Source organism: Dehalobacter sp. TeCB1 (assembly GCF_001707455.1).
Lineage (GTDB): Bacteria > Bacillota > Desulfitobacteriia > Desulfitobacteriales > Syntrophobotulaceae > Dehalobacter > Dehalobacter restrictus.
Window position 1 is genome coordinate 1 of record NZ_MCHF01000017.1, and the last position, 18,143, is coordinate 18,143.

Below are 18,143 nucleotides of genomic sequence, written 5' to 3' on the forward strand. Positions count from 1 at the left end.
ATATTTATGTCAACCAGGACATATTGAGGGTGCTCTTACTTTTTATCCTACACTATTTCCAGTTCCGGCGGAAGGGCATTGTGAGAAAAAAATAGTACCTTTCGGTACTTTATCATTGCTAAAAACAATAAAATGATTGCAGATGCGGGAATTGACAAAAGCAAAATGGACGGTGATTTATACCTCGTTACAGGCAAGCCGAAGTTTACCCGCATACTCGTAAAAAATACGAGCCGTTTTGCTCGTAATGTTAGTGCTGATATGCTTATTAAAACACTCACTCAAAATGGCGTGCATATTGATTTTATTGATACGGGTTTATCCACGGAACGAGCCGCAGACATTATAGTCGTTCAAATGTTACAGGTTCTTGATGAAAATGACAGCCGAGATAAAAGCCGTAAGGTGCTGTTTGGTATCGAAGAAGGTATCAAGCGAGGCAATATCCATACCCACGGCAATCTATATGGCTACAAATACTATCCGAAACCCGAAAACAGGCTTGAAATTATCGAGGAAGAAGCCGAAGTTATACGGCTGATTTTCGATTTATACGTTAATCATAATATGGGTGTTCACCGTATCAGACAGCACCTAATTGAACATGGTGTATTTGCAAGGAGCGGCAAGCCTTTTAGTGAGCGGGGTTTGCGAGTTATGATACAGAATGAAACTTACTCGGGGCGGGCGGTGCGTAAGAAGTTCACCAACGGTTTAATCTTCAATAAGCACGCTACAAGGGAAACAGGACAAGCCATCATTTTTGAAACTGACAAAATTCCCGCTATTATCTCCATAGAAACATTTGAAAAGGCGCAAGCGGTTTTAGAAAGTCGGGTACAGCACTCTACACAAAAGGGTATTCACAAGGGCAAGACGCTTTTTGCAGGGAAAATTATTTGCGGTTGTTGCGGTAGCACTTATTATGCTTCAAGCAGTGATTATATTAAATCGGCTGGCGGCAGGGTCAGAAGCTACGCTTGCAGTAAAAAACGGACAATGCACAAGGATAAAGACGGTAACAGGGTCATGCTTTGCAATAATCGCAATGTGTCCGAAACGGTTCTAAATGAATTTGTTTATGGGATTTCATATGTCAGCAGTATATATGAAAAGGCAAGTTTTGGCTCATTGGCATTATACTCGCTCTCCGTTGCCTTGCTGTCGAGGATAAATAAACAGGACGTTAAAGCCATCAACGAGTTAAAACAGCAATTAGAACTGGTGCAGGAAAAGAAAAAGAAGTTGTTGGGGCTGTATCTCGAAAACTCTTTTTCAAAAGAACAGCTTGACGCTTATTTAGAGCCATTGGACGCTGAACAAATAGAACTCGGTGCTAAAATCAATTCTTTATCTAAGAGCAATGATGAAATCTATGCAGACATAAAGGAAATCGAGGAATCCGTAAGCTACCTCAACACTCTTAAAGATAAGGCAGAGCGAGAAATTGAAAGTGGGCAGTTTACAGCGACAAAAGAAGAAATAGTGGCAGATATAGAGTATATCACCGTCAGAGAGGACGGAAAATTGGCAGTACGCTATAAGGCGTTTGAGGAAATAGAAAGGCTGATGGATAAACACAGGCACTTCATTCCGATAGAAAAGCAGATAGAATTCGGTATCGCTCGGAGAGTGTCATAATGAAATACTACGGCTAAGAAGTCGCTTCTGTAATAGGAAGTGGCTTCTTTCATTCTGCGGCAAATCTCGCCTAAATCGCGTGGCTCTCTCATGGTTTTAGCCTACAACCCAACAAAGTACCCACCAACCAATAAAACCGCCTGTAACCGTTGCTCTCGTGGCGATACGGCTATGGGCGGTTTTTGTGGTAATCGGGCGGTAAAGCATGACCGTTGAAATGTAGTATATATCGTTGAACATATTTCTGATCCGCTGATGCATCTGATCCGCAACGCGATTGATCATGGGATTGAGGCGGCTGGGGAACGGGTTGCGGCAGAGAAGTCCAAAGCTGGGACAATCACCCTGGAAGCAAAAAACGCTGGAAGCGATGTTCTGATCATTGTCAGGGATGATGGTAAAGGACTGAATAAAGAAAAAATCCTGAGCAGAGCCAGACAGAATGGCCTTCTGACCAAATCGGAACAGGAGATAAGCGACCGCGAAATCTTTAATCTGATCTTTTTGCCCGGATTTTCAACCAAAGAGAACATCACGGAATTTTCCGGAAGAGGCGTCGGCATGGATGTCGTCTCCAAGAATATCCAGACGGTAGGCGGATCCGTTTCGGTAGACAGCACTGAAGGTGCAGGCACTGCCATTACGATGAAGATCCCATTAACATTGGCGATTATCGGCGGAATGAATATTAAAGTCGGAAATTCAAGGTATACCATACCGACAATATCCATCAGAGAATCATTCAGGCCGAAAGAATCCGATATTATCAGAGACCCTGACGAAAATGAAATGATTATGGTAAGGGGTGAGTGTTATCCGGTTATCAGGCTCCATACGCTGTACAAAGTCAAAACTGAAATTACGGAATTAAGCCAGGGCATATTTATCATGGTTGAAGATGAAGAAACATCTTGTTGTATATTTGCTGATGAACTGCTTGGAGAACAACAGGTCGTTGTTAAAGCACTGCCGTATTACATTCAAAATTTTAAAAAAGATAACGTGTTAGGAGGGTGTACGCTTTTAGGTGACGGAAGCATTAGTTTAATCCTTGACATCCAGAGTATAACCAGACTTGTGAAGAAATAACAAGAAAGGAGTGATTTTAATGGCAGAAATGATTGCAGAAGATTATTTGGAAGAAGATACTCAGAAAAACAAGTTTTTGACCTTTTCTCTAGGCAACGAAATCTACGGGATTGAAATTAAGTACGTGACAGAAATTATCGGTATCCAGCCGGTTACTGAAGTGCCGGAGCTGCCCAATTATGTTCGTGGAATTGTCAATTTGAGAGGGAAGATCATTCCGGTCATCGATGTGCGCCTGCGTTTCAAAAAGCCATTTATGGAATACAGTGACCGGACCTGTATCATCGTGATCGACATTCAGGAAATATCAATTGGTCTGATCGTGGACAGCGTATGCGAGGTGCTTGTCATCCCTGAAGACGAAATAGTGCCTCCTCCCAGTGTTAACGGAGGTGCCAGTAACAAATACATTAAAGGAATCGGCAAGGTCGATAACAGTATCAAGCTCATTCTTGATTGCGACAAATTATTAAAAGAAGAAGAACTGTCTAATCTGACATCTACACTTAGTGAGGGGGTAATATCATGAATTTCAACAAGCTTCAAACCAAGATTTTAGCTGGCTATATTGTCATTGTCGTCATCCTGGCAGTCATTTCTGTAGTCACTTATACCCAGGTTAATTCTATGGTCAAAGATGTTAATCAGATGACCGAAGTCGAATTTGTGAAATTCCAAATTAATGAAGACCTGGCCTTAAGCTTCACCGATGGAGCAAGTCTTGCCAGAGCCTACATGTTGTATGGAAAACAGTCCTATGTTGACGATTTCAATGCGATTTCCCAGAAGTGCACCAAACTGCAAGAGGAATTGTTAGCCATGGAGAATACGCCTGAGAACAAGGCCATGGTAGAGAGAAGCAACGCCTGGACCGCTGCAGTAAGTGGAGAGCTGTTTGCGGCAGTCAAAGGAGGCAATGCTGCACAAATCACGGCAGTTGGAGCAAAAATTGCACCGGAAACAAAAGCCCTAATCGAATTAAATACGCAAATGGCAGAGCAAAGAGCTCAAAACATTGGTGCGGCAAAGGATCGTATTGCATCCAAAGAAACCAGAACTATAATTATACTGGCCGTCTCCACCTTGACCGCAATCGTTCTGTCGATCATCCTCGGATTTTTTATGGCTCGCTCGATCACAAACCCTGTCCGCAAACTGGTAGGAGTTTCCGATAAAATTGCTGACGGCGATTTGAATGTCGATATCGATGTCCACGGCAAAGATGAGATCGGAGCGCTTGCCAAATCGTTCTCGACCATGACGCTGACCCTGAATGAAGTGATCAGTAATATCAACAGTGCTTCCGAGCAGGTCGCTTCAGGCTCGAAGCAACTGTCCGATTCCAGTATGGCCCTTTCCCAGGGCGCAACCGAGCAGGCTAGTTCGATTGAAGAGCTGACGGCCTCTCTGGAAGAAATCAGTTCCCAGACCAAACTCAATGCCCAAAATGCCAATGAAGCAAACCAGCTGGCGGAAGAAGCCAAGAAGAATGCGGCCCAGGGCAACAGCCAGATGAAGGAAATGCTTAGCGCAATGGATGAAATCAATAATTCTTCCAATAATATCTCCAAAATTATCAAAGTCATCGACGATATTGCCTTCCAGACCAATATCTTGGCCCTGAATGCTGCTGTTGAAGCTGCAAGGGCAGGACAGCACGGCAAAGGGTTCGCCGTTGTGGCAGAAGAAGTCAGAAACCTCGCAGCTCGCTCAGCCAACGCTGCTAAGGAAACAACGGATATGATCGAGGGTTCGATCAAGAATGTTGATAACGGTACCCGGATAGCAAGCGACACGGCAAAAGAATTAAACAACATTGTCGAAGGAATTTCGAAGGTAGCCAACCTGGTGAACAACATTGCAGTGGCTTCCAATGAACAGGCCATTGGCATCAACCAAATCAACCAGGGTATTGCTCAGGTCGCGGAAGTCGTTCAGACCAACTCGGCAACTGCTGAAGAGAGTGCCGCTGCAAGTGAGGAACTGGCGAGCCAGTCCGAGCTGCTGAATGTTCAGGTTGCCAAATTCAAACTGCGGAAAAACGGCCAGTACGCTTCCTTAAAAGGAATCGAAAACATGAGCCCGGATATTCTGAAAATGCTCGAGAATATGAACAGTAGTAGTCCGACTCTTGCACCAAAGGAAAAGCCAAAAAAGAAAATTGTCCTGAGTGACGACGAATTCGGCAAGTACTAAGTGAAATGCAAGAGAAGAGAGGGCCTGATTCGAGGCCCTCTCTTCAGAATAACAGAAATTAGAAGTTTCTATAAAAAACGCCTGGAGAAGATGGTGGTCTGTTATGATAACAATAACGGAAAAAGAATTTGTGAAGTTTGCAGCGTATATCGAAGCTAATTATGGGATTCATCTAAAAAAAGAAAAGCAATCGCTGATTAACGGCAGACTGCAGGGTGTCCTTATCGAGAACGGCTTTAAAAGTTTCTCGGAATATTACGATTTCATTACTTCACATAACGGCGGGGAGGCCATGACCACCTTTATTAATAAGATTACCACCAACCATACGTTTTTTATGCGGGAAGCGGAGCATTTTACTTTCTTAAAAGAGAACGTTCTGCCTGTGCTGGCGGCCCATTGCCGGGATAAGGATCTACGGATATGGAGCGCGGCGTGCTCCAGTGGTGAAGAACCGTATACCCTCGCGATGATCATTGATGAGTTTTTTGGCAGAGAAAAAGTCTGGTGGGATACGAAGATTCTTGCAACGGACATTTCCGATAAAGCCTTAACGATTGCCAGAAATGGCGAATACGCCAATGATAAGGTTGCGGCGCTGCCAGCGCTGTGGAGAACAAATTATTTTAAAAAGCTCGACAGGGAAAGTTCGATCGTTGTAGAAAAAATTAAGAATGAAGTGATCTTCCGCAACTTTAATCTGATGGAAAAGGTATTTCCTTTTAAAAAGAAGTTCCATGTGATCTTTTGCCGAAATGTGATGATTTACTTTGACGGGCCAACCAAAGAACAGCTTGTTCAGAAATTTTATGACATGACTGAGTATGGCGGCTACCTGTTCATCGGTCATTCGGAATCACTCAACAAAGATACAACCCAATATAAATATGTCATGCCAGCCGTATACAGAAAAGAATAATATTTAGAAGTAGGTTGATATCATGGCCAAAAAAAAGATTAGGGTTTTAATTGTAGATGATTCCATCGTTTTCCGGGAGATTCTGGCCAGAGGAATCGCCAGTGACCCGGAGATCGAAGTTGTGGGTATGGCCGCAGACCCGTTTGAAGCCAGGGATAAAATCCTGGAAGTTGAACCGGACGTCATGACCTGTGATGTCCAGATGCCCAAAATGAACGGGATTGAATTTATCTGCAAGCTGCTGCCGCAATATCCGATTCCGGTGATTGTGATCAGTACGGTGAGCGATGCTGTTTTTGATGCGATGAATGCCGGGGCTGTCGAATTTGTCGGCAAGCCGGATATGAAGGCTGCGCAGAGAGTGGAAACCTTTTTAAATGAGTTGAAGATTAAGATCAAGGTAGCCTCCGTCGCCCGGATTATCCCGTCGATGAAGGATACGACTGAAAAAGTTGAAAGCCAGCATGCCGAGAATTCGGAAAAAATCATCGCGATCGGCGCTTCCACCGGCGGAACGGAAGCCGTCTGCAATATCATGAAGCGACTGCCTGCGAATATGCCCGGGATCGTTATCGTCCAGCATATCCCTCCTGTTTTTTCCCGGATGTTTGCCGAGCGGCTGAATAATCAGACCAAACTGAAGGTCCAGGAAGCTCGGACCGGGGATTACCTGGAACAGGGAATGGCCTTAGTTGCGCCTGGAGACCAGCATGTCAGAATCAAAAAGATAGCCAATCGATACAGGATTGAGTGCTTCGCAGGAGAAAAGGTCAACGGTCATTGTCCTTCCGTTGATGTCTTATTTGAATCCGTGGCCAAGGAAGCAGGCAAAAATGCGCTGGGTGTCATTTTGACCGGTATGGGATATGACGGGGCCAAGGGACTCCTGCAGATGAGAAGAAAAGGGGCCAGAACGATCGGTCAGGATCAGGATTCCTGTGTGGTCTACGGCATGCCGAAAGTTGCTCATGATATTGGGGCCGTTGAAAGACAAACTTCTTTAATGAACATCCCTCAGTTAATTTGTACGATGCTGAAGTAAGGAATGAAGGCCAATGAATAAAAGCAAAAAAAGCTACAATGTCACAACAAATGAAATGGCGTTGGCTTTGGCGTGCATCGGAGATGGTGTCGTGTATACGGATCATCTGGGAACCATTTTATACATCAATGATTCCACTGCCAGGCTTTCGGGCTGGTTGCCAGAAGAGGCTCAGGGTAAAATATTTGAAGAAGTCTTTCCAGTTATCAATAAAGAAACCGAAGAAATAATGGATTCTCCGATAGAGCTGACCATTAAAAAAAAGAAAGCTCTGGGCTTAAAAAACCATTCGGCACTGATCAAAAAAGATGGCCAAATCATCTGCATTTCGGCCAGCAGTTCCCCAGTGATCGAACAAGACGGCCAAGTCAGAGGGGTCATCTTTGTCTTCAGGGACATCACCAGAATCAAAGAAATTGAAAACGACTATAAAAATGAAGCAGAAAATTTTAGGACAATCTTTTATTCGTCTCCAGTTAATATGGTTATTATCGATGAGCTGGCGCACATTAGCTGCGTAAACAACGCAGCACTCGAACTGATGCATGTGGAAAAACAAGATGTGCTTGGTAAAACATTTGGCGAAGCTTTCAAATGTGCAGCCAGCTTTGAACATCCCAGGGGTTGCGGCTACGCAGCGAAATGTAAGCAGTGTGAGATTACACATGCCGGCTTGCGGGCGCTTAAAAACAATGAATCTATCGAGGGGTTGGAGTTCTCCCAATCATTTATCCTTAACGGCAAGACAAAACAATTATGGTTTCATGTCAGCATCTCCCCGCTGATGGTAGACGGCAAAAAAAATATCGTTATTGCGTTAAATGACATCACCGAAGAAAAGATACTTGAAGAGTCACTGGTTAAGTCCCGCGATTTCCAGCTGAAGCTGCTGGATTATTTCCCGGTTTCTATCTGGCGTTCCACAGAAAAAGAAATAACTTACCTGAATAAAAATCTGCTGGATTTTTTGGGTATGAACTTTGAAGAGTGCATGAATATTCACTGGTTATCAGTCATACATCCCGAAGACAAATCCGCTTATAAAGAAATACTAAAAAATGCAGAAGCGAACCATACATCTTTTGAATATGAGCATCGCTTAAGATATCATGACGGGGAGTATCGATGGTGTCTCAGTTCAGGCGGCCCATATTATGATCTTGAAGGAGAGTATGCCGGCCTAATCGGCATTATACTGGATATCACCGACAGAAAGATTGCTGAAGACGCTTTAAAGCGCTATCAACTGTTGTCGGAAAATGCCAGGGATATGATTATGTTCGTCTCACAGGATGGGAAAATTCTCGAAGCCAACAAAGCAGCTTTGAAAGCTTACGGCTATGATCATCTTGAAATTGTGCAAAAAACAGTTTTTGATTTTGCAGAAGATGTGACGTTTGCCGGAGAACAACTGAAGATTGCCGTGGAAAAAGGATTCTTTATTGAAACAAACACGAAACGGAAAGATGGAAGTATAGTTCCTGTTGAAGTGAGTGCACAGACCACGATGATTAATGGCCACCAGGTGTTGTTGTGCGTGCTTAGAGAAATAACCGAACGTAAAAAAATTGAAAAACAGCTGCTGGACAGTGAAACCCGGTATCGAAATTTATATAACAATGTCACGGATGCAATCTACATCGTTGAAATTATCGAGAATGATGACCGGATTGGGAAAATAATTGAAGTCAATGATATTACCTGTCAAAGACTCGGCTATACGAGAGAGGAACTCTTTCAGCTATATCTGCCGGATATCGTTAAATACGATACGAAAGATCAAATTGAACAATTGGAAAAGCTGATACAGCAGGGATTCGATACAGCCGAACATGTGCATGTCACTAAAGACGGAAGGGAGATCCCGGTTGAAGTCAGTATGCATCTGATAAATATTAACGGCAAAACGTGCATATATTGCCTGGCACGGGATATATCCGAGCGGAGAGCTTCGGAGCGGGCACTAATCGAGAGTGAAGAAAAATTCCGAAGCGTTTTTGAAAATGCCAAAGATGCCATTTTCCTGGAGCAGGTTAATGAAAAAGGTGAAGTCACGATTGTCGAAGTAAATGAAGTCGCTTGCAAAGGACTCGAATATACGCGGGATGAGCTGATCGGACATTCGCCAAAGATGATCTCCAGAATAGGCAAAGCGGAAGTGGATATATTGATGACTCAAGTTCGAAACTATCAAACCTATGTGTTTGAAGATATCCACATTTCCAAAAATGGCAGAGAGATTCCCGTTGAGATCAATATACGGCAATTTAAACTTAATCATATAGACTATCTCATTCTCATTGCACGGGATATTACGGAGAGAAAAAAGAATGAGGAGAGATTCATCAAGGCCAAAGAAGAAGCTGAAGCCGCGAATCGGGCCAAAAGTGAATTCCTCGCCAATATGAGTCATGAGATCCGGACACCGGTGAACGGCATCAACGGTATGATTGATTTAACGCTGGCCACTGACTTGAATCCTGAACAGCGGGATAACCTCGAAACCGCCAAAATCTGTGCCAATTCCCTGCTGGCGTTGATCAGTGATATCCTTGATTTTTCCAAGATTGAGGCCAGGAAACTCGTTGTTGAGAACATCAATTTTGACATGCATGATCTGGTTGAGAAGAATTCGAAGGTGCATACGCTGCGGGCCAGTAAAAAGAGGCTTCAATTAACGTATGATCTCGATCCCAGCATCCCGAAGTATCTGATCGGTGATCCGAACAGACTTAGGCAGGTCCTGAATAACCTGGTTGATAACGCAATAAAATTCACGGACACCGGTAAAATATCTGTCACTTTAAACAACGTTCTGAAGACAGATCAGGACATTGAACTGAAATTTGCTGTCCAGGATACCGGAATTGGTATTTCCGAAGAAGATCAGACCTTCCTGTTCAAAACATTTACCCAAGTCGACAGCTCTATTACCCGAAAATATGGCGGAACAGGCCTGGGGTTGGCAATTTCCAAGCAGCTAGTCGAGCTGATGGGTGGAACCATGGGGGTCAGCAGTCAAAAAGGAAGAGGAAGCACATTCTATTTTCCGATCAAATTTAAAATAGGAAAACTAAGCGAAACAGTGCCGTTCCTTAGACCTGACATCAGCCCAATGATCCGGCCCTTGCATATTCTTCTTGCTGAGGATGATAAGGTAAGTCAAGTCTTTCTTCGCCGCATGCTGAAGGAAAGAGGCCATCAGGTCGATACTGCAGACAATGGTTTGGAGGTCCTGGATCTTTTTAAGAAAAAAAAATATGACTTGATCCTGATGGATATCCAGATGCCCGTGATGGACGGGATAGAAGCAACGAAAAATATCAGGGAATCTGAAGGCGGCCGGACCCATACACCGATCATTGCAGTATCTGCCTATGCGTTGCAGGGTGACGAACAAAGGTTTCTGGCGATGGGAATGGATAGTTATCTGGCAAAACCGATTGACATCAACGATCTAATGAAAAAAATTGGTTCGGTGGGTCAAAACCGGCAAGAATTTCCGGATAAGGTTGAGCTCGGGGATCACGGCGAAATTATTTTTACAAGTAAATCTGAGAATAAAGACACTGAACATTATACTTCCGTAATGCAGGAAATCGAGCATTGCATCAAAGAACTCGACGATCATTTCGAAAGCATGCAATATGAAGCGATAGAATCGATTGCCAACCGGCTGAAAAACCTGTGCAATCAGATTGAAGCAGATGAATTGAAATTCTGTGCTTTTAAAATCGAACTGGCGAGAAGAAAAAATAATATTGGGGATGAGATTGAGTATTTCAGCTTATTTAAAGAAGCGTATTATGTTTTTAAAAAGTCATTTCAAAAAGTCACTTAGCAATGAAGGAAAAGTACGAAGTAACAAAGTAATTAGGAGGGAACGGGATGTTGAAGATACTCATAGCTGAAGACGATTTAGCCAGCAGAAAATATTTGTACAAATTATTATCAGAATATGGTGAGTGCGATCTGGTGGTTGATGGACTGGAAGCGATCGATGCCTATTTGATGTCGCTCAAGGAAGAGAGCCCTTATGAGCTGATCTGTCTCGATGTCATGATGCCGAAGGTCGATGGAGTCAGGGCGTTAAAGGCTATTCGGGATCTGGAAATACAAAAAGGGATTCCGTGTGAAAAACAAGCCAAGATCATTATGACGACCGTTCTGGCTGAATCGGATTATGTGCAAAAGGCCTTTGAATATGGGTGTGACGCGTATGCATCCAAACCCATCGATTCCGTCAAATTTCTGGAGGTCATGGAAAAGCTCGGAGTGGTGAAGAATACGAAATAGGTGCTTGATGAGCTAGTCTTCCTTGGTGATCTTAATCTCAATATCTCTGGGCAAAGCAAGGCCGCAGGCTGCTTCCGCACCTTTGATAATTGCGGTAGGAACTGGGCAGGCGGCATGCTTGCAGTATTGGCGCGCGATTTGAAAGACAGAGGTATCACCGATTTTGCCGAAGCATTCTTCATAACCATTGACTGTTTTCAGTTCTTCGCTTAAAGGTTTCAGGCTGGGGCATTCCGTAATAATCTTGATATTCGCATTCCTGCGCTCAGCGTTGACTTCAATATTGGTCATAAAGCCGCAGGCGCCGCCGTTAACAGATACCTTGATCATGGCTTCACATCCTTATATATTAGAATTATTATTAATGGCACCGCGACAGTAGGACGGTTATGAGCGGAAATCGTTGGCATATCTAACGCTGAGGATTTCTTGTTATACACTTGCTTCACTTCTGAAATTATACGGAGAGTAATTTGGTGTTATTGGAACTTCAATATTTGACAGGGAACCTGTATTACCTTTTAATCTCAGCGTGATATTCCTGCAGGGACTTTAAGGTAATTCCAGATGCACCATTCGCGTCATAGGCGGCAATGCCTTTGGCGCTTGCCGCTGCAGCGGTCATCGTAGTGATATACGGGACCTTATACTTGATCGCCGCTTTGCGGATATAGGCATCCTCATGTTTGCTGCGTTTGCCGGATGGCGAATTGATCACCAGATGGATTTCCTTGTTGGTGATGCTATCCACGATGTTCGGACGGCCTTCATACAGCTTCTTGATTTTTTCAGCTTCGATTCCGTTCTCCAGTAGGAATTTGTGGGTCCCTTCCGTAGCCATGATCTTAAAGCCGATCTGGGCAAAGTTCCTGGCTATCTCGAGCGCTGCGGGCTTATCGTCGTCATTGACGCTGATCAGCACAGTACCTGATTCCGGCAGTGGGGACTTGGTTGCTTCCTGCGCTTTGTAGTAAGCCAAACCAAACGAATCGGCTAGGCCGAGCACTTCACCGGTCGAACGCATTTCCGGTCCGAGCACAGGGTCAACTTCGGTAAACATATTAAACGGGAAGACTGCTTCCTTGACTCCGTAATAAGGTACTGTTTTGGAAGTCAAGTTTTTAACGGATGTTTCCTTGCCGTCATTGACAGCCATCATAATTTCGGTCGCGATCCGGGCCATGGAAATATTACAGACTTTGGATACGAGCGGTACAGTCCTTGAGGCTCTCGGATTTGCTTCCAGAACATAAACCTTGTCGTCGGCAATCGCATACTGCATGTTCATCAGTCCGATAACGTTCATCTCTTGGGCAATTTTTTTTGTGTATTCCACAATCGTCGCGAGATGTCTTTCAGGGATGCTGATCGGCGGGATGATGCAGGCGGAGTCCCCTGAGTGGATACCGGCAAGCTCGATATGTTCCATGACGGTCGGCACAAAAGCATCCTTGCCGTCCGCGATCGCGTCGGCTTCCGCTTCGATCGCGTTGCTCAGGAAACGGTCGATCAGAATCGGCCGGTCGGGCGTCACGCCTACCGCAGCTGCCATGTAACGGCTTAGCATCTCTGCGTCGTGAACAACTTCCATACCGCGTCCACCCAGAACAAATGAAGGACGGACCATCAAAGGATAACCAATCCGGTCAGCGATAACAAGCGCCTCTTCCAGGTTGACGGCCATTCCGGATTCCGGCATCGGAATATCCAGCTTTTCCATCATCTTACGGAATAAATCACGGTCTTCAGCCAGCGCGATGGTTTCCGGAGTTGTGCCAAGAATTTTGACACCGGCTTTTTTGAGCTCATCTGCAATGTTCAGTGGTGTCTGGCCGCCAAACTGCACGATTACGCCGAGCGGTTTTTCTTTTTCGTAGATGCTCAGGACATCTTCGACGGTAAGCGGTTCAAAATACAGTTTATCGGAGGTATCGTAGTCCGTGGAGACCGTTTCGGGATTGCAGTTTACGATGACGGTCTCGTAGCCAAGATCACGCAGCGCAAAGGCGGTATGCACGCAGCAGTAGTCGAACTCTATGCCCTGACCGATGCGGTTCGGTCCGCCGCCGAGGATCATTACCTTTGGCTGGTTGCTGCTTGTGGTCTTATCTGGGGCATTATAGGTAGAGAAATAATAGTAGGCATCTTCAACGCCGCTTACCGGAACAGCTTCCCAACCTTCCACTACCCCCAGGGCAACTCTCTGTTTGCGAATTTCCGCTTCACTTAAGTTTAAGAGCATTGCAAGGTAGCGGTCTGCAAAGCCGTCCTTTTTGGCCTGGGTCAGTAGTTCATCCGGCAGATTTTGGCCGCTGTATTTTAAGATTTCTTCTTCCAGCAGCACAAGTTCTCTCATTTGCTGCAGGAAGTAAGGCTTGATATAGGTCAAAGCGTATAGATCATGGATATCTGCGCCTTTGCGCAGCGCTTCGTAAAGGATAAACTGACGCTCGCTGGTCGGTTCAGTTAGCATGGCCATCAGTTCTTCCAGAGACCGCTGATGGAAATCTTTCGCAAAGCCCAGGCCGTAACGGTTGATCTCGAGAGAGCGAATAGACTTTTGCAGCGCTTCTTTATAATTTTTTCCGATGCTCATGACTTCGCCGACCGCGCGCATCTGGGTACCAAGCTTGTCCACCGAACCGGGAAATTTTTCGAAGGCCCAGCGTGCAAACTTGATAACGACGTAGTCGCCTGAAGGTGTGTATTTATCCAAAGAGCCGTCTCTCCAGTACGGTATTTCGTCCAGGGTCAACCCTGCCGCCAGCATGGAAGAGATCAGTGCAATCGGCAAACCTGTTGCTTTGGAGGCCAATGCTGAGGATCGGGAAGTACGCGGGTTGATCTCAATGATGACAACCCGACCGGTCTTCGGATCATGCGCAAACTGCACATTGGTGCCGCCAATGACTTCAATGGCTTCGACGACAGAATAAGAATATTTTTGCAGGCGCTCCTGAAGCTCAGGACTGATCGTCAGCATTGGGGCCGAACAAAAAGAATCGCCGGTGTGGACACCGATCGCATCGATATTTTCAATAAAACATACGGTGATCATCTGGTTTTTGGCATCACGGATGACTTCAAGCTCGAGTTCTTCCCAGCCAAGTACGGATTCTTCCACCAGAATCTGACCGACCAGGCTTGTGGCAATACCGCGGCTCGCAATTACGTTTAGTTCTTCAGCATTGTAAACCAGACCGCCGCCGGTTCCGCCCATGGTATAGGCCGGGCGGATAACCACCGGATACCCGAGTTCCTGGGCAATCGCTTCAGCCTCTTCTACGCTGTAGGCCGCTTTGCTGAGGGGCATTTCAATGCCGAGCCTGTTCATGGTTTCTTTGAAAGCAATTCGGTCTTCACCACGTTCAATCGCGTCCAGCTGAACGCCGATGACCTTAACGTTATACTTCGTAAGGACGCCTGCCTGGTGCAGCTCGGAGGAAAGGTTCAAGGCCGACTGACCGCCCAAATTTGGCAGCAGGGCATCGGGACGTTCTTTGGCAATGATTTTCGTCAGACTTTCAAGGTTTAATGGTTCAATATAGGTGACATCAGCAATTCCGGGATCTGTCATGATGGTGGCAGGATTGGAATTGACCAGTACAATCTTGTAGCCCAGTTTGCGAAGCGCTTTACAGGCCTGGGTTCCCGAATAGTCAAATTCGCAGGCTTGTCCAATCACAATGGGACCTGACCCAATAATCAGGATCTTATTAATGTCGGTTCTTTTTGGCATGTTGTATTTCCTTTCTTTATAAAAAATAAAGCTGAAATAGTGTATTTTTATGTAAAAGCCTCACAGCCATTTTATCAGAAAAAACAAGACAAGATGATGCTTTTCATAAAGAATTATGTATTCTATATACATAATAATCAAATGCCGTTAATGTCCAAAAGTATCGCTATAAAAGTATCTGCATAAAAGTATTTGTTATAAGAGTATATGCTTGCAGAAATCATCATTCTGAATTAATATATTACTAGCAGCTGTCCATAATCTGGAAACCAGCTAAACGTTAACGCAGTATGGTTGATGCGGCAATAACGATAAAAAGAATTGATAAGGAGAGAAGTATGAAAATATCTGAATTATTCAAAACCGGCAAGCCAACCTTGTCTTTTGAATATTTTCCCGCACGGACGGAAAAAAATGCAGAAATCCTTGAAAAGACGCTTGGTGTCTTAGCAGGTCTTAATCCGAGTTTTGTTTCGGTCACCTTCGGGGCAGGTGGTTCGACAAGGGAAGGATCTTATGAACTGGTCAAGAAATTGAAGCAGGAGAAAAAGCTCGAAGTTGTTGCATATCTGGCGGCTTATGGTTTAAGGCCGGACGAAGTGGCTGCAGTGCTGGATGCTTACCAGGACCTTGGGATTGAGAACATCCTGGCACTGCGTGGAGACCTGGGAAAAGACGGAGCGAAGGAAATTCCTGCGGATACCATTCACTACGCTTATGAACTCGTAACGTTTGCCAAAAAGAATTATAACTTTTGTATAGGGGTAGCAGGATATCCCGAAGGCCATCTTGAGGCGCCAAGTTTGGAAAAGGATATTGAATATTTAAGGTATAAGGTGGATCAAGGCGCGGATTTTGTCATTGCCAACTTCTTTCATGACAATATTTACTTCTATCATTTGATGGAGCGCTGCCAAAAGAGCGGCATTACTATTCCTGTTATTCCCGGCCTGATGCCTGTCTACAGTGTCAAAATGATGGAAATGCTTGCAGCAAACTGCGGGGCTACTATACCGGAACAATTGAAAAGAGGAATCGCTGCATTGCCGGAAGGTGATGCGGATGCCCTAGTGGAATTTGGTATTCAATACGCTGCGGCACAGTGCGAAGAGCTCCTCCAAGAAGGAGCCTGCGGCTTGCATTTCTACACGATGGACAGAAGCGAATCAACAGCCGGTATTGTTAAAATCCTGCGAGAGAAGGGCTTGCTGTAAGTATTATTTTTGAATAGGTTTATTTATTCTGTTCCGAAGATTGATCTTAGGACGAAAGTACTATCCTAAGGTCATTTTTTTATGATAATCAAGTATTTCTACAATTTTCGCAGGAAGTAAATGGTATAATTACTTTTACTCATTAAGATTTTGAGCCAAATACAAAGGAAGGAGATAACATATAAATTTTTAGTCAATTTCAACATGAAGATCTGTCTTAACAAATTGACATTAATAAAAAAGTTATAGCTTCACGGCAGTAAAACCATTAATATTTCCTTTCGTGATCTTCTTTTACATCAGGAGGAGGAAATCATTATGAAGATAAGAGTTTGGGTCATTGACTGCATGGGGGAAAAAGCCAGACTCTGCCTGTCTGAGGATGACAATACGCCGGAAATATTAGCAGGACCAAAAGTCTTTGAAAATAAAAAAATGCTTGTTGAAGCAATTATCTATACAAAAAAGGAAGCAAGAAAATACTTATCTAGAAATAAGCTGATGGATCAATAGTTAACAGCTTATTTCCCAAGCAAAAGACTTCGTTTCAAATTAAATGAAACGAAGTCTTTGCTTTTTTATTCTTCTTTACTTCCTTTTTTAGAAAATATCTTTGATGACTTTGAACACAACGCCGACAATTTCGACATGATCAGGTTCCAACGCCCGGTAGGTAGGGTTGGCCGGTTCCAGCGTAATTTTATTATCAACCTTGTAGAACCTTTTGCAGGTCACTTCTTCCCCGTTGATCCTGGCTATTACTGTCTGCCCGTTTTGGGCCGTTTGCTGTTTTCTTACCAGCACAAGGTCGCCGTTATTGATATCTAAATCAATCATCGAATCGCCTTTAATTTTCAAGGCAAAGACCAATTCATCTTCGCGGACAAACGAACGGGGAACCGGCAAATAATCTTCAATATCTTCGAAAGGAATGGCCGGGGTTCCGGCGGGGACTCGGCCGACGATTGGAACCATAGCAAGATCAGGAATGGTATGCCCGTTATTAAAATTCGGCAGTTCGTTCATCGCAGGGTTTTTGCCCAGCAGACTATCCAGAGAGATCCCAAAGAAATCGGAGACTTTCTGCAGAAATCTATAATCCGGTTCTCTTAAACCAAGTTCATATAAAGACAAAGCTGAACGCGATACCTCCAGGTGTAAGGCCAACTGGTTCTGCGTAATTTTCTTCGTCCCACGCAAATATTTTAAAGTTTCACCAAAACTCACATCATCACCTCTAAGAAAATATTCTACTCTACAATGAGTAGCAATTCAATAGGACAAAATATAAATAACAACATAAAATTCCAAAAATAGAAGTTGACTGCTACGCAATGTAGCAATATAATTAATATACGCTTTGAATTAAAGCGTAAGGACATTTGGTTGCGGGCAAAAAGGGGTGTGAAGTTTTGCAGAAATCACAGATAACAGACACGGAGAACATGTTGAAAAATTACTATCGAAGCTTGAATGAACTGTGGGTAAAAAAGGCGATTATTAAAAACCTTAGAAAAAATGCTAATGAGATCAGAAATATTTTGCTGGATGTCAATGAACTGGTACCTTCCAGAGGGATTGTTACGCAATATATGGCTGTTTCAGGCGGTTGTGTGTACGTTTGCGACAGGTCTGCGCAAAACTATTATGAATTTACTTCATCCGTAGAAAAATTTGAGAAGAGATTAGCTGCGTTGCTGCATCGCGGTGTCAAACTGAAGATTCAGATCATCTATCTTGAATCAGCCATTGAAGGGATCACTTATGCCTTAAGTCTACTTGATCCTGTTGACCGAACAATATGTGAGAAGTGTTACGGCCTTAAGGAGCACAGCAATCTTCAAATTGCCAAAGAACTTCGGATGGACGAAAAAACGATTCGGTACAGAAGGAAAAAAATTAATCAGAAACTCAATCTTTACCTGCAGGATTGTTTGTGTGTGAATCAATAACCAGTACCTGTCAGCCCTGAACCTTATATACCCTGGCGGCAGATTTCTCGTAATA

General features: G+C 44.1%; 13 protein-coding genes and 1 pseudogene. 11 read left to right on the top strand and 3 right to left on the bottom strand.

All coding sequences use genetic code 11. The features are described from left to right. Positions 1 to 165: 165 nt before the first annotated feature. The 8 genes and pseudogenes from A7D23_RS05080 (at position 166) to A7D23_RS05115 (ending at position 11,183) form a co-directional block, all read left to right on the top strand. Entirely contained in the window at positions 166 to 1,641 is a 1,476-nt protein-coding gene (locus A7D23_RS05080) for a recombinase family protein (protein ID WP_176714395.1), read from the top strand. Positions 1,642 to 1,869: 228 nt separating this feature from the next. After that, positions 1,870 to 2,730 (top strand): annotated as a pseudogene (locus A7D23_RS05085) (chemotaxis protein CheW); the annotation flags it as partial. A 19-nt stretch (positions 2,731 to 2,749) separates the two neighbouring features. Further along, positions 2,750 to 3,259, top strand: a complete 510-nt coding sequence (locus A7D23_RS05090) for a chemotaxis protein CheW (RefSeq protein ID WP_015044367.1) — start codon at positions 2,750 to 2,752, stop codon at positions 3,257 to 3,259. After that, a complete protein-coding gene (locus tag A7D23_RS05095; protein ID WP_025205330.1) occupies positions 3,256 to 4,926 on the top strand; it encodes a methyl-accepting chemotaxis protein in 1,671 nt (556 codons plus the stop codon). The genes A7D23_RS05090 and A7D23_RS05095 overlap by 4 nt, the downstream gene beginning before the upstream one ends. Positions 4,927 to 5,029: 103 nt before the next feature. Then, entirely contained in the window at positions 5,030 to 5,845 is an 816-nt protein-coding gene (locus tag A7D23_RS05100) for a protein-glutamate O-methyltransferase CheR (RefSeq protein WP_025205331.1), read from the top strand. Between the two features lie 22 nt (positions 5,846 to 5,867). Further along, a complete protein-coding gene (locus tag A7D23_RS05105) occupies positions 5,868 to 6,887 on the top strand; it encodes a chemotaxis response regulator protein-glutamate methylesterase (protein WP_025205332.1) in 1,020 nt (339 codons plus the stop codon). Between the two features lie 13 nt (positions 6,888 to 6,900). Continuing rightward, positions 6,901 to 10,728, top strand: a complete 3,828-nt coding sequence (locus A7D23_RS05110; RefSeq protein WP_025205333.1) for a PAS domain S-box protein — start codon at positions 6,901 to 6,903, stop codon at positions 10,726 to 10,728. A gap of 47 nt (positions 10,729 to 10,775) precedes the next feature. Beyond that, positions 10,776 to 11,183, top strand: coding sequence for a response regulator (locus A7D23_RS05115; protein WP_038603138.1), 408 nt, complete (start codon positions 10,776 to 10,778; stop codon positions 11,181 to 11,183). A gap of 12 nt (positions 11,184 to 11,195) precedes the next feature. On the opposite strand, the gene A7D23_RS05120 is transcribed toward A7D23_RS05115, so the two are convergent. Beyond that, positions 11,196 to 11,513 carry a hypothetical protein gene (locus A7D23_RS05120; RefSeq protein WP_025205335.1) on the bottom strand — a complete coding sequence of 106 codons (318 nt, stop codon included), beginning with the start codon at positions 11,511 to 11,513 and terminating at the stop codon, positions 11,196 to 11,198. Positions 11,514 to 11,697: 184 nt separating this feature from the next. Beyond that, positions 11,698 to 14,922, bottom strand: a complete 3,225-nt coding sequence (gene carB, locus A7D23_RS05125) for a carbamoyl-phosphate synthase large subunit (protein WP_068883389.1) — start codon at positions 14,920 to 14,922, stop codon at positions 11,698 to 11,700. A 338-nt stretch (positions 14,923 to 15,260) separates the two neighbouring features. On the opposite strand from carB, the gene A7D23_RS05130 reads away from it, so the two are divergent. Then, entirely contained in the window at positions 15,261 to 16,136 is an 876-nt protein-coding gene (locus tag A7D23_RS05130; protein WP_068883390.1) for a methylenetetrahydrofolate reductase, read from the top strand. Between the two features lie 318 nt (positions 16,137 to 16,454). Then, complete coding sequence (locus A7D23_RS05135) at positions 16,455 to 16,649, top strand: hypothetical protein (protein WP_068883392.1); 195 nt, start codon at positions 16,455 to 16,457, stop codon at positions 16,647 to 16,649. A gap of 87 nt (positions 16,650 to 16,736) precedes the next feature. Here the strand turns inward: A7D23_RS05135 and lexA are convergent, their stop codons facing one another. Further along, complete coding sequence (gene lexA / locus A7D23_RS05140; RefSeq protein ID WP_068883394.1) at positions 16,737 to 17,363, bottom strand: transcriptional repressor LexA; 627 nt, start codon at positions 17,361 to 17,363, stop codon at positions 16,737 to 16,739. Between the two features lie 185 nt (positions 17,364 to 17,548). Here lexA and A7D23_RS05145 point away from each other — a divergent pair, with 185 nt between their 5' ends. Next, complete coding sequence (locus tag A7D23_RS05145) at positions 17,549 to 18,088, top strand: hypothetical protein (protein ID WP_242871501.1); 540 nt, start codon at positions 17,549 to 17,551, stop codon at positions 18,086 to 18,088. Positions 18,089 to 18,143 lie beyond the last annotated feature (55 nt).